Below are 12,830 nucleotides of genomic sequence, written 5' to 3' on the forward strand. Positions count from 1 at the left end.
CAGTTCGTGAACTACCGGTAGGCGCTCCGTGCTCGTGCGCCTTTCTGGTTGCTGGAACGACCGAAAAGGCGCACGGGCGGCGAAGCCGCCTATCTGCCTGCCATGCGCTCGAGGCGCTCGATCCGCTCGGCCATCGGCGGGTGGGTGGAGAACATCCGGCTCATCTTCTCGCCGGTGCGGAACGGGTTGGCGATCATCAGGTGCGACTGTGCGGCGAGCTGAGGCTCCGGCGGCAGCGGCGCGGCTTGGGTGCCACGTTCCAGCTTTCGTAGCGCCGACGCGAGCGCCAGGGGGTCGCCGGTGAGTTCGGCGCCCGATTGGTCGGCCTGGAACTCCCGGGACCGCGACACCGCGAGCTTGACGACGGTGGCGGCGATGGGCCCGAGCAGCGACACCAGGAGCAGCGCGATCGGGTTCGCGCCCTGTCCCCCGCCGCGGCCGCCGAACATGTTGGCGAACATGGCGAAGTTCGCGAGTCCCGACACGACGGCGGCCATCGCGCCCGCGACCGACGAGATGAGGATGTCGCGGTTGTAGACGTGCGACAGCTCGTGCCCGAGCACGGCCCGGAGTTCCCGCTCGTCGAGGATCTGCAGGATGCCGCTGGTGCAGCAGACCGCCGCGTGGCGGGGACTGCGCCCGGTGGCGAACGCGTTGGGCGCGCTGGTGGGGCTGATGTAGAGCCGCGGCATCGGCTGGTGCGCGGTGGTCGCCAGTTCCCGGACGATGCGGTAGATGACCGGCGCCTGCACCTCGGTGATCGGCTGGGCATGCATGGCCTTGAGCGCCATCTTGTCGCTGTTGAAGAACACGTACGCGTTCATGCCGACCGCGAACACGATGGCCAGCAGCAGGATGGTCGGGTTGCGGAACAGGGCACCGATGAACACGATCAGCGCCGACATGCCGACCAACAGAACCAGAGTCTTCGCCCCGTTTGCGTAGCGCACGTCACGCCTTCCTTGTCGTTGTCACCCGATCACGGTCGTCCGAGTTTCGCGATCTTGATCATTCAACGAAACACGGTGGCGGGACGGTTCCCGTTCGGCGAACGAGATCGGATGAAGACGAGTCCGGGTACTGACGATACGGCTCAGCCGACGCGCTCGATCGTGTAATCGACGAGCTTCACGAGGGCGTCGTTGGCCGGGCCCTGCGGCAGTTCGGCGAGCTGCGCGCGGGCCTGGACCGCGAACTCCTCGAGCTTCGCCTTGGCGGCGGCCATGCCGGGTGAGCGTTCGAGGAGCGCGAGCGCCTCGGCGACGTCCTCGTCGTCGGTGACGGGACCGTCGAGGAGCACACGCAGGCGGTCGGCCTCGGGACCCTCGTCGCGCAGCGCGTACAGGACGGGCAGCGTGTGCACGCCCTCGCGCAGGTCGGTTCCTGGGGTCTTGCCGGACTGGGCGGAGACCGAGGAGATGTCGATGATGTCGTCGGAGATCTGGAAGGCGGTACCCACGGCGTCACCGAGCCGTTCGAGCCGCTTCACGTGATCGGCGTCCGCACCGGAGAACGTGCCGCCGAAGCGCCCGCACGCCGCGATCAGCGATCCGGTCTTCTCCCAGACCACCTTGAGATAGTGCTCGATGGGGTCCTGCTCGCCGCGGAGCCCGATCGTCTCGCGCATCTGGCCGGTCACGAGTTCGGCGAACGTCTCGGCGATGATGCGCACCGCCTCGGGTCCGAGGGTCGACACGAGACGCGACGCGTGGGCAAACAGGTAGTCGCCGGCGAGGATGGCGACGCTGTTGCCCCACCGCGAGTTCGCGCTGGGCGCGCCGCGGCGCATCGACGCCTCGTCCATCACGTCGTCGTGGTACAGCGTGGCGAGGTGGACCAGTTCGACGACGGTGGCCGCGGTGACCACCGACGGGTCGGAGGCCTGGGGTCCGAGCTGGGCGGTGAGCACCGTGAAGAGGGGGCGGAAACGCTTGCCTCCCGCTTTCGCGAGATGCAACGCCGCCTCCGTCAGGAAATCCTCCCCGTCGGAGAGCTCACTGACCAGCAGTTCCTCGACTTGCTTCAGTCCTTCACGGACCGTGGCGGCGAGCTGCGGGTCGCCGAGATCGATCCCGGCGACCGTAGTGCCCACTACAGCGTCGGCAGCGGTGTGTGCTGCGCCCTCGGTGCTCACGTTCTCAGTACCCATTCCTGTCGTCAGTGACGGCGCGGCTCCGCGCCGTCGGTGGCGGCTCGGCTACCACGGTAGTGAACCTAGCGGTTCCGCTGCCCGTCGGCCTCGCCGCGGTCGTGTAGCGAAGCCTGACAGGATGTAGGCGTGGTCGCAGCAGAACAGTCGCCCGCGGGATCCCCGCTTCCCACCGCCACCGACGTCCTCGTCATCGGTGCTGGTCCGGCCGGGTCCTCGGCTGCCGCTTGGGCGGCGCGCGCGGGACGTGACGTGGTCCTCGCCGACGCGGCGGTGTTTCCACGCGACAAGACGTGTGGCGACGGACTCACCCCCCGCGCCGTCGCCGAACTCGATCATCTCGGCCTCGGCGACTGGGTGCGGTCGAAGGGCACCAATCGCGGGCTGAGACTCAGCGGGTTCGGGCAGGAGCTCGAACTCGAGTGGCCCGGCAGGTCGTTCCCGGCCGTCGGCAGCGCCGTGGCCCGCACTGAGCTGGACGACCGGATCCGCGCGACTGCCGTCGACGCCGGAGCCGTCATGGTGCAGGGCGCCAAGGCGATCGGCGTCGAACGGAGCGGTGACCGGGTGACGTCGGTGACCCTGAAGACGTCCAACGGGACCCACACCGTCGGCTGCCGGACATTGATCGTCGCCGACGGCGTCCGCTCGACTCTCGGCAAGCAACTGGGGCGCGAATGGCACCGGGACACGGCATACGGTGTGGCCGCCCGCGCCTACATCGCCACCGACCGCAGCGCCGACCCGTGGATCACCTCCCACCTCGAACTGCGGGACGCCGCCGGGACGCTGCAATCGGGCTACGGCTGGGTGTTCCCCCTGGGCACCGGTGAGGTGAACATCGGCGTCGGCACCCTGGCCACCGCCAAACGTCCGGCTCCCGGCGCGCTGCGTCCCCTTCTGGACCTGTACACGGCGCAGCGCCGCGACGAGTGGAACTGGGACGGGGAACTGAGGGCCGTCGCGTCGGCGTTGCTGCCGATGGGCGGTGCGGTGTCGCACATCGCGGGCCGGAACTGGGCGATCATCGGCGACGCGGCGGCGTGCGTGAATCCGCTGAACGGCGAGGGCATCGACTACGGGCTCGAAGGCGGGCGCCTGGTCGCGGAGATCCTCGACGCCGACGACCTGACGCTGCTGTGGCCGTCGATTCTGCGGGAGCGGTACGGCCGGGCGTTCTCCGTGGCGCGCCGGCTCGCCGGACTGCTGACCGTGCCCCGGGTCCTGCCCGCGTCCGGCCCGGTGGCGATGCGGTCCCGGGCGCTGATGACCGTTGCGGTGCGTGTCATGGGCAACCTCGTCACCGAGGAGGACAGCGACCTCACCGCCCGCGCGTGGCGGGCGTCCGGTCGGGTGTCGCAGAAGGTCGACTCGCGACCGCTGTTCGGCTGACGGTCAGCGGGTGGCGCGGTGCAGGGCGACCACCCCGCCGGTGAGGTTGCGCCACTGCACGTTCCGCCACCCGGCCGCCTCGATGCGCTGAGCGAGTTCCTGCTGGGTGGGCCAGGCACGGATGGATTCGGCGAGGTACACGTAGGCGTCGGGGTTGCTGCTGACGGCGCGCGCGACCCGCGGCAGCGCCTTCATCAGGTACTCCATGTAGACCGTGCGGAACGGCCCGAACACCGGGGTCGAGAACTCGCTCACGACGAGGCGCCCACCGGGCTTGGTGACCCGGGCGATCTCGCGGAGACCGGCGTCGAAGTCGGAGACGTTGCGCAGCCCGAAGGAGATGGTGGCGGCGTCGAACACGGCGTCGGCGTAGGGCAGGTGCATCGCGTCGCCGGCGACCATCGGCACCCGGCGGCCACTGCCTGCCTGCAGCATCCCCTTGGAGAAGTCGGTGGCCACACACCAGGCGCCCGACCGTCCGAGTTCGACGGTCGACACCCCGGTCCCGGCGGCGAGGTCGAGGACCCGCTCCCCCGGCTTCAGGGCGAGAGCCGACCGCGTCGCCTTGCGCCAACTGCGATCCTGACCGAACGACAGGATCGTGTTGGTGAGGTCGTAGCGCTTCGCGACGCCGTCGAACATCGACGCGACCTCGTGCGGATCCTTTTCGAGCGACGCCCGCGAACCGTGTGTAGTTGCCACGCCCGAAACGCTACCAACCGTGTCCGGCGCCGGCGTCGGCGCCGGGCACGGTGGCGAGGCGGTCACTTCTTCGAGACGCGGACCAGCTTCTTGTTGACGAACTCGTCCATCCCCCACGGACCGAGTTCGCGGCCGACGCCGGAGCGTTTGACGCCGCCGAACGGCAACCCGGGGAGCGTCGTCCCGTGCTCGTTGACGTACGCCATGCCTACGTCGAGACGGTCGGCCACGTCGCGGGCCCCGTCGAGGTCGGTGCTCCACACCGACCCGCTGAGCCCGTACGCGGAGGAGTTGGCGAGTTCGACGGCCTCGTCGGCGGTCGCGACCTTGTAGACGACGCCGACCGGCCCGAACAGTTCCTCGCTGTACGCGCGCATCTCGGGAGTCACGTCGACGAGCAGCGTCGGTTCGACGTACGAGCCGGGGCCGTCGATCTTCTTGCCGCCCGCGAGGAGCGTCGCGCCCTTGGCGACAGCGTCCTCGATCTGCTCGATCAGCGAATCCGCGGCGGTCTGCGAGGACAGCGGCCCGAGGACGGTCTTGGCGTCGAGCGGATCGCCCGTCGGTGTGGCCTTGAACGACTCGGCGAGTTTCGCGACGAACTCGTCGTAGTTCGGTTCCGTCACGATGAACCGTTTCGGCGAGTTGCAGGCCTGGCCGGCGTTGGACAGGCGGGCCCGGGTCGCCGTCTTGACGGTGGCGTCCATGTCGTCGGTGTCGAGTACGACGAACACGTCGGAACCGCCGAGTTCGAGGACGACCTTCTTGAGGTTGCGGCCGGCAGTCTCGGCGACGCTGATCCCGGCCCGTTCACTGCCGGTGAGGGAGACGCCCTGGACGCGCGGATCCGCGATCATGTCGGCGATCTGCTCGTTGGTGGCGAACACGTTGACGTACGCGTCCTCCGGGAGGCCGGCCTGCCGGAAGATCTCCTCCATGAGCAGCGCCGACTGCGGACAGTTCGGGGCGTGCTTGAGCAGCACGGTGTTGCCGAGCACGAGGTTCGGCGCCGCGAAGCGGGCGACCTGGTAGTACGGGTAGTTCCACGGCATCACGCCGACGAGCGCACCGATCGGCCTGCGGTAGACGACGGATTCGTCGGCGCCGGGCACGTCGAGCCGTTCGGCCTCCAGCAATGCGGGACCGTTGTCGGCGTAGTAGCGGTAGATCGCCGAGGACAGCTTGACCTCGCCTTTCGCTTCCCGGATGGGCTTGCCCATCTCGAGGGCGATCATCCGCGCCAGTTCGTCCTCGCGCTCGGCGTAGAGGTCCGCGGTGCGGCCCAGAATTCGTGCTCGTTCCTCGGCGGGGGTCGTCCGCCAGCTCAGGTATCCGCTGTGGGCGCGTGCGAGCGCGGACTCCACTCCTGCATCGTCCAAGGTCTCGAATTCCCGGACGGTTTCACCGGTCGCGGGATTGACAGTCTTGTACTTCGCCATACCCCGGGCAACGACGAGCCGGTCGCTCGAATTCCCCGCCGACGCCGAGCCGCCGGTCAGGCGGCTCGGGTTTCGCGAAAGCCCTGACCGCCTGCGACCGCCGCGTAGTGGCCCAGCAGCTCGTCGCAGATCGCGGGCCATGTGCGGTGCAGCACCGACTGTCGGGCTGCCTCCCCGAAGCGGGCCCGCATGCGCCGGTCCCGCAGCGCGTCGACGGCGCTCGGCAGCAGTTCGCCGAACCGGTCGACCGGAAGCAGGTAGCCGTTGCGGCAGTGCGCGACCAGATCGCGGGGTCCGCCGGCGTCCGGTCCGATGACCGGCACCCCGCTGGACAGGGCCTCCTGCACCGCCTGGCAGAACGTCTCGTGCTCGCCGGGATGGACGAAGACGTCCAGGCTCGCGTACGCCTCGGCGAGTTCCGCACCACCGAGTTGGCCGGTGAAGACGGCGTCGGGCATCAACCGCTGCAGGCGGCTCCGCTCGGGTCCGTCGCCGACGATCACCAGCCGCACCCGCTGATCGCCCGCCAGCGCGGCGAGCCGCTCGACGTGTTTCTCGGGCGCGAGCCTGCCCACGAAACCGACGACCAGCCGGTCGGAGCCGGCCAGCCAGGAGTCGCGCAGGCCGGTGCTGCGGCGGGACGGTGCGAATCGAGTGGTCTCCACCCCGCGCGCCCAGCGGTGGACCCTCGGAATCCGCTGCTCGGCGAGGGCCTCGACCGCCGACGTGGACGGGGCGAGGGTGCGCGTGCAGCCCCGGTGGATGCGCCGCGTCCAGGCCCACGCCGCCCGGCTCGTGATGCCGAGGCCGTAGCTTTCGGCGAACCCCGCCACGTCCGTCTGGTACACCGCGACCGTGGGGACGTCGAGCCGGTGCGCGGCACCGAGCCCGCCCGCCCCGAGGAGGAACGGCGACGCCAGATGCACGACGTCGGGGTCGAACGCCCGCAGGGCGGCAGTGAGTCCGGGCTGCGGCAGACCCACTGGGAGCGAACTGACCTTCGGAACCATCACCGCGGGCACCCGGTGGACGGGCACACCGTCGTGTTCGGCCGGCGCAGGCGCCTGCGATCCGACCGTGTCCGGGGCGACGACCATCGCCTGGTGTCCGGTGCGCTGCAGATGGTCGAGAACCCGCAGCACCGAGTTGGTCACACCGTTCATGTTGGGAAGAAACGATTCCGCGACGATGGCTACTCTCACGCACTCAGCGTGGCAGTGCTCGTGGTCACAGCAGCGAGATCGACGTGACTGTCGCGCGAAGTTCCGGGAAATTCAGGATGACGCGGCCGGCGCCGATTCCGCCGAGATCTCCCGGCGCCGGAGATACCAGAGCACCGGTCCCGCGATCAGCCATGTCACCACGATCAGCGAACCGGCGGGGATCACGGCCACGCTGGCGTCGCGCCCGGACACCCGTACCAGGTCGGGGTCGCTGCGCGCGTACTCGACGTCGATCCGCTGACCCACCGTGAGGTTGGTCGGATACAGCACACCGAGTTCGGGGTTGTGCGTCACGCCGTCCGGGGTGACGAAGCTGATGGCCGACCGCAACGACCCCGCCGACAGCACCTCCGCCGTGGCCACGCCGCGGTCGGATTGGATCGTGTGGTCGTTGCGCCAGGCAGCGAGGACGAGGAGCACGGCCAGGACGGAGATACCGATCGCCGCCACCAGCACCCCGCGCCGGACCCGCCCCGTCACCCGCGCATTCACAGTTGTGCCCGCACCGCGGCATGCAACTCGCGCAGCCCGGAGCGTTCGGTGGTCACCTCGAGCACCCGGATTCCGCGGGCGCCGGGCGCGTCGGGTGTGCTCAGCCGCGTCGACAGCTCACCCAGACCCACCAGGTGGTGCTCCACCCGGTAGGCGGCGCAGAGCGCGGCGAGATCCATCCCGTGCGGAGTGCCGAAGACCCGCTCGAACACCCCGGCGTACTGGGGATCGCCCTGTTCGAGCAATTCGAAGATGCCGCCGCCGTCGTCGTTGGCGACGACGATCGTCAGGTCCCGGGGCCTCGGTTCGCCCGAGCCGATGAGCAGCCCGGACGCGTCGTGCAGGAACGTGAGGTCGCCGAGCAGAGCCACCGTGCGCCCCTCCTCGTAGGCGAGGGCCGCCCCGACGGCGGCGGACACGGTGCCGTCGATGCCGGCGACGCCCCGGTTGGACAGCACCCGAACCTTCGGCGCCGGATAGCTGACCAGCGCGGCGTCCCGGACGGGGTTGGACGCGCCGAGCAGCAACTGGTCGCCGTCGGTCAGGGCGTCCATGACGGCGGCCGCCACGTGGAGTCCCGTCGCCTTCGGGTGGGCGGCGAGTTGCGCGCGCACCGCCTTGTCGGTGTGTTCGGACAGTGTGCGGCACCGGTTGATCCAGGCCCGGTCGGGTTCACCGGTCACCACGGCGCGGGTTCCGGTGGCCAGCACGTTCCCGGACACGTCGGGCCAGCGGGGGCCGGTGGTGAGCGCGTAGACGGCCACCGCCGGATCGGCGAGGACCTTCGACACGGACCGGTGGAGGGTGGGACGTCCGGTGATGACGGCCTGCCGCGGCTTGAGTTGCGGCAGCGCCATCGGATGCACCGGGATGCCGTGCAGGGGCGCGGTCGGCTCGGCGACCGTCGGAAGTCCGGCGAGTTCCGGCCGCAGCGCCGACCCGTGCCCGGAGATCACGATGGTGTCGGCGGTGATGTCGAGGTCCATCGCCACGTCGAGCGTCGCGTGCTGGGTGGTGGTCCACGCCGCCCCACCCGGACGTCCCTGCGGGACCGGGCCCTGCGCGTGGACGTCGGGGACGAGCGGTTCCCGGAGCGGGATGTCGAAGTGCACGGGTCCGGCGTTGCCCGACCTCGTGCCACGTGCGGCGGCGAGGACCCGGCAGACCGCCGAACGCCACTGGCTGTTCTGCGCTGCGTCGTCCTCGGCCAGGCCGAGGCTGATGGTCGCGCGCACCTGGCTGCCGAACAGGCCGAGTTGCTCGATGGTCTGGTTGGCGCCGGTGCCGAGCATCTCGTACGGGCGGTTGGCGCTGAGCACCACCAGCGGCACCCGGGCGTAGTTCGCCTCGAGGACGGCGGGACCGAGATTGGCGACCGCGGTGCCGGACGTCATGACGATCGGGACGGGACGCTTGCCTGCCACGGCCAGGCCGAGTGCGAGGAATCCCGCGGTGCGCTCGTCGATGCGCATGTGCAGACGCAGTCGGCCCTCGAGGTCGGCGGCCTGCAGGGCGAACGCCAGCGGCGCATTCCGCGAACCCGGGCAGAGCACGACCTCGCGTACTCCCCCGCGGACCAGTTCGTCGACGACCGCGGTGGCTTGAGCAGTGGACGGGTTCACGCCATCAAGAGTGTCAGATCCTCCGGCACCCGCGTCCGGCGACCTGGCCGGGTGAGTTCACGGCCACATCCCGGGCGCTGACACCATGTGGGCATGCGCACTGTCTTCGATCCCGCCGAGCTTCCTCCACGCCGCATCTACCAGGTGCTGACCGCCTCGGTGGTGCCGCGACCGATCGCGTGGGTGTCCACGGTCTCGGCGGACGGGGTGGCCAACCTGGCCCCGTACAGCTTCTTCTCGGTGTCCAGCACGCAGCCGCCGGTGGTGCAGTTCACGTCCGTCACCCGCAAGGACAGCCTCCGGAACATCGAGGCGACGGGTGAGTTCGTGATCAACCTGGCGACGGAACCCCTGGTGGCGGCCGTCAACGCCAGTTCCGCCACCTACGACAGCGACGTCGACGAGTTCGCCGCGCTGGGCATCGAGACCGAGCCCAGCGAGCGGGTCCGGCCGGTCCGGGTCGCGGGTTCGCCGGTCGCCATCGAATGCACCCTGCACGGGGTGACCCCGGTCGGTGACTCGTTCGTGGTGATGGGCGACGTCGTCACGATCGCGGTGCGTCCCGAGGCGCTCGCCGACGACGGGCTTCCGGACTTCGCCGAACTCGCTCCGCTCAGCCGCCTCGGCCGTAACGAGTGGGGTCTGCCGCCGAAGGTCGTGATGCTGGACCGCCCGCACCGCCCCGAATAACACATCGATTGGTTAGGCTTACCTGATAACCGCACCGCAACCGGGGGAGCTACCACCGACATGGCCCAGCGCAGCAAGTTCGTCAAACCTCAGAGCCGCCGGATCGCGTCCGCACGAGTAGTCGCAGGCAAGCAGATCAGCCCGAACTTCGTCCGCGTCACCATCGCGGGTGAGGAACTCGACTCCGTCAGCCCCATGGGCTTCGACCAGTGGTTCCGGATGTTCATCCCCCAGCAGGGACAGAGCACGCTGCGGCTTCCGACCAGCGCGAGCAACCTCTGGTACGCCCAGTACAAGCTGATGTCCAAGGACACCCGGCCGGTGGTGCGCAACTACACGGTCCGCGAACTCCGCGTCGCAGGGTCGGGAACGTTCGGCGACACCACCGAGATCGACATCGACTTCGCCTCGCACGGCGACCTCGGTCCCGCGTCGGCGTGGGCGAACGCTGCTGCGGCCGGTGACGAGGTGGCGATCCTCGACGAGGGCCTGATCTACAACCCGACCCCGGACGCTGAGTGGCAACTGCTCGTCGGCGACGAGAGCGCGCTTCCCGCGATCGTCGGGATCCTGCGGTCGGCGCCGCAGGACCTGCGGGCCGAGGTGTTCGTCGAGATTCCCGATGCCGAAGACGCTCAGGACGTTCCGGTGGGTGACGGCGTGAACGTGCACTGGCTGGTCCGCGAGGACGCCGGCGCCCGTCCGGGGGTGCTCGCACTGAACACGGTGAAGCAGGCGGAATTGCCCACCGGCCCCTCCTACACGTTCGTCGCAGGCGAGAGCGAGATGGCGACGGCGCTGCGGCGTCACCTCGTGAACGAACGCCACATCCCGAAGTCGAACATCTCGTTCACCGGGTACTGGCGCTTCGGTCACGCGGCCAACTGACCACAGGTGAGTGGCAAAGTGTGCCGGGGCACTCTTTCCCACTCACCTGGGTTCTCAGTTGGCGTGCTTCTGGACGAGAGCGCCCAGACGCGGAAGTGCCTCGATCACATTCTTCTTCGCCGACGGGCGCAGCGTCGAGTACACCTTCTTGACAGCGCCGCGGTCGCTGCCCTCGATGCGCTCGTCGGTCACACCGAGCAGCGAGTCCGCGACCTCGTCGCTGCGCGCGACCAGGTACTCGGAGAATCCGGCTTCACCGCTGGCGGTGAACGCCTGCCAGTACGGCTCGAGCTTGGTGACGAATGCCGGCAGCAAACCCTCGATGGCATCCGGCACGATCGACGGTCCCACCTTCTTGACGGCGCCGTATCCACCCTTGAGTGCCAGTCCCGAGGCTCCCGACTTGTCCGAAACCTCCGCGTCGATGAGAGCCTGGACGTCTGCGACGACCGCAGGAACGCGCGACTCGTCGAGCAGGGTTTCGTTCAGAGCTGCAACCACTTTCAATGCCTCCGTATTGACTGAGCGATCAGGTCCGGCCAGACACTATACGAAAAACCGACCGCCGCGTTGTTCGAGCAGGCCATGGCACCGGCGTGCCCGCTCGATCCACCAGCGTGAACGCTCCTCCGACGCGGCGAGAGCCGTGACACGGTCGGCGTCGGGCGCCACCGCCTCGACGGCGAGTTCGCCGTCGACCGGTTCGCGGGAGCGGGCCACGTCCGCCTCGAACAGTCCCCCGGTACCCAGACCACACGCGAACTCCAATTCGGGGAGAGCCGCGGCAGCGGCGACGCCGGCCGCGATGCCGACGGCGGTGTCCAGGGCACTCGACACGACCACCGGCACACCGTGCGAGGACAACTCCTCGGCCAGCGACAGCAGTCGCCGCATCCCACCGAGGGGGGCGACCTTCACGACGGCCACGTCCGCGCCGCCTGCCCGCACGACCTTCAGCGGATCCTCGGCCCGCCGGATGCTCTCGTCGGCGGCCACCCGCACGTCGGGCATCCGCCTGCGGACCTCCACCAGCTCGGGCACACTCGCGCACGGCTGCTCGGCGTATTCGAGCGGACCGTCGGCAGTCAGCGCCCGCAGCGCGGCCTCGGCCTCGTCGACCGACCAGCCACCATTGGCGTCGATGCGCACGTTCGGGACGTGCTCGCGGACGGCCCGCACCCGGGCGACGTCGTCGTCGAGGGTCTGACCACCTTCGGCCACTTTCACTTTCGCGGTCCGCGCACCGGGGTACCGCGCGAGCACCTCGGGCACCCGGTCGGCGTCGACGGCGGGGACGGTCGCGTTGATCGGCACCCGCGTTCGCACCGCGGGCGGCGGCCCGAGCCAGGCATCCTCGATCGCCGACTGCAGCCAGTGCGCCGCCTCGTCGTCCGCGTACTCGGGAAACGGTGCGAATTCGCCCCATCCCGCGGGACCGCGCAGCAGCAACGCCTCTCGCGTCGTGATGCCGCGGAACCGCACGCGCATGGGCAGACTCACCACGACCGCGTCGGCCAGGACCTCCGCGAGGGAGGGCAGGGAGGTCACGGGTCAGGGCTGCCCGGGCAGGAGCACCAGCATGAGCGCCTCACATTCCGCGAGGAGTGTCTCACCGTGCGTCAGCCGGGCAGTGATGTACGTCTTGCGCCCCTCGACGCGGTCCACCTTGCCTTCGATGGCAAGTGTGGTGTTCAGCGGTGTGATCGCGCGGTAGTCGACGTGTAGGTACGCGGTGCGGCTGATGGGTCGGCCGTACGCATGGACGATCATGCCCATCAGGTCGTCGAACAGCAGCGGCAGCGTGCCGCCGTGCGCGGCGCCGTTCCCACCGAGGTGGTAGCGGCGGAACATGCCGGTGCTCCGCACCCCGTCCGGCCCGAACTTCTCGATGTTCCACGGCGGCAGGAGGAGACTCCCCCTGCCGGGCAGTTCGATCGTGCGGCCCGCCGGCGACCGCCCCTCGGGTGCGACGTGCGGCCCGAGCAGTTCGGCCAGCTTCTCCACCTGGTCCGCGGCCGAGGCGAGAACGTCGTCCGGGGCGTCCACGGACACCGCGAGGTCCTGCAACGTGCGCATTCCGTCGACGAACCGGGCCCAATCCGGGCCGGGCGTTACCGGCTCGTACTTGGGGAACCCGCCGTGGTGCTCGTACTCGTCGTCGCCCTGGTGGTCGAGACGGGTGACATCCGCAGCCTGTTCGCTCATACCTGCACGGTAAACCCGGGCAAACTCC

Annotated in this window: 13 protein-coding genes; 3 read left to right on the plus strand and 10 right to left on the minus strand. The window is 69.7% G+C overall.

The window, feature by feature from the left end:
• Positions 1-89: 89 nt before the first annotated feature.
• Together htpX and MLGJGCBP_RS00325 are read right to left on the minus strand one after the other, a co-directional pair.
• Positions 90-950, minus strand: coding sequence for a zinc metalloprotease HtpX (gene htpX / locus MLGJGCBP_RS00320; RefSeq protein WP_072940014.1), 861 nt, complete (start codon positions 948-950; stop codon positions 90-92).
• 143 nt (positions 951-1,093) lie between these two features.
• The gene (locus tag MLGJGCBP_RS00325) at positions 1,094-2,149 is read right to left on the minus strand and encodes a polyprenyl synthetase family protein (protein ID WP_160093632.1); all 1,056 of its coding nucleotides are present in this window, start codon (positions 2,147-2,149) and stop codon (positions 1,094-1,096) included.
• Between the two features lie 129 nt (positions 2,150-2,278).
• Between MLGJGCBP_RS00325 and MLGJGCBP_RS00330 the strand changes: the two genes are divergently transcribed.
• The gene (locus MLGJGCBP_RS00330; protein ID WP_160093633.1) at positions 2,279-3,541 is read left to right on the plus strand and encodes a geranylgeranyl reductase family protein; all 1,263 of its coding nucleotides are present in this window, start codon (positions 2,279-2,281) and stop codon (positions 3,539-3,541) included.
• Positions 3,542-3,544: 3 nt separating this feature from the next.
• Here MLGJGCBP_RS00330 and MLGJGCBP_RS00335 read toward each other — a convergent pair whose 3' ends face one another.
• The 5 genes from MLGJGCBP_RS00335 to menD form a co-directional block, all read right to left on the minus strand.
• Positions 3,545-4,243 (minus strand): demethylmenaquinone methyltransferase, encoded by a 699-nt coding sequence (locus MLGJGCBP_RS00335; protein ID WP_087561609.1) that lies wholly within the window; start codon positions 4,241-4,243, stop codon positions 3,545-3,547.
• A 62-nt stretch (positions 4,244-4,305) separates the two neighbouring features.
• Entirely contained in the window at positions 4,306-5,682 is a 1,377-nt protein-coding gene (locus tag MLGJGCBP_RS00340; RefSeq protein WP_160093634.1) for an NAD-dependent succinate-semialdehyde dehydrogenase, read from the minus strand.
• Between the two features lie 56 nt (positions 5,683-5,738).
• Positions 5,739-6,884 carry a glycosyltransferase family 4 protein gene (locus MLGJGCBP_RS00345; protein ID WP_201452912.1) on the minus strand — a complete coding sequence of 382 codons (1,146 nt, stop codon included), beginning with the start codon at positions 6,882-6,884 and terminating at the stop codon, positions 5,739-5,741.
• A gap of 72 nt (positions 6,885-6,956) precedes the next feature.
• A complete protein-coding gene (locus tag MLGJGCBP_RS00350; protein ID WP_087561612.1) occupies positions 6,957-7,397 on the minus strand; it encodes a DUF3592 domain-containing protein in 441 nt (146 codons plus the stop codon).
• Positions 7,394-9,019, minus strand: coding sequence for a 2-succinyl-5-enolpyruvyl-6-hydroxy-3-cyclohexene-1-carboxylic-acid synthase (menD, locus tag MLGJGCBP_RS00355; protein WP_160093635.1), 1,626 nt, complete (start codon positions 9,017-9,019; stop codon positions 7,394-7,396). Before menD ends, MLGJGCBP_RS00350 begins: the two co-directional genes overlap by 4 nt.
• 93 nt (positions 9,020-9,112) lie before the next feature.
• On the opposite strand from menD, the gene MLGJGCBP_RS00360 reads away from it, so the two are divergent.
• Together MLGJGCBP_RS00360 and MLGJGCBP_RS00365 are read left to right on the plus strand one after the other, a co-directional pair.
• Positions 9,113-9,709 (plus strand): flavin reductase family protein, encoded by a 597-nt coding sequence (locus MLGJGCBP_RS00360; RefSeq protein WP_160093636.1) that lies wholly within the window; start codon positions 9,113-9,115, stop codon positions 9,707-9,709.
• Positions 9,710-9,769: 60 nt separating this feature from the next.
• Positions 9,770-10,597, plus strand: a complete 828-nt coding sequence (locus tag MLGJGCBP_RS00365; protein ID WP_160093637.1) for a siderophore-interacting protein — start codon at positions 9,770-9,772, stop codon at positions 10,595-10,597.
• 54 nt (positions 10,598-10,651) lie between these two features.
• Here MLGJGCBP_RS00365 and MLGJGCBP_RS00370 read toward each other — a convergent pair whose 3' ends face one another.
• From MLGJGCBP_RS00370 to MLGJGCBP_RS00380, 3 genes are read right to left on the minus strand one after another with little or no spacing between them, the layout of a single operon-like run.
• Positions 10,652-11,098 carry a DUF6918 family protein gene (locus MLGJGCBP_RS00370; RefSeq protein ID WP_087561616.1) on the minus strand — a complete coding sequence of 149 codons (447 nt, stop codon included), beginning with the start codon at positions 11,096-11,098 and terminating at the stop codon, positions 10,652-10,654.
• Positions 11,099-11,143: 45 nt separating this feature from the next.
• Positions 11,144-12,145, minus strand: coding sequence for an o-succinylbenzoate synthase (locus MLGJGCBP_RS00375; protein WP_160093638.1), 1,002 nt, complete (start codon positions 12,143-12,145; stop codon positions 11,144-11,146).
• Between the two features lie 3 nt (positions 12,146-12,148).
• The gene (locus MLGJGCBP_RS00380) at positions 12,149-12,802 is read right to left on the minus strand and encodes a PaaI family thioesterase (RefSeq protein WP_087561618.1); all 654 of its coding nucleotides are present in this window, start codon (positions 12,800-12,802) and stop codon (positions 12,149-12,151) included.
• Positions 12,803-12,830: the final 28 nt, after the last annotated feature.

It is taken from the genome of Rhodococcus sp. T7 (assembly GCF_009872365.1).
Classification (GTDB): domain Bacteria; phylum Actinomycetota; class Actinomycetes; order Mycobacteriales; family Mycobacteriaceae; genus Rhodococcus_F.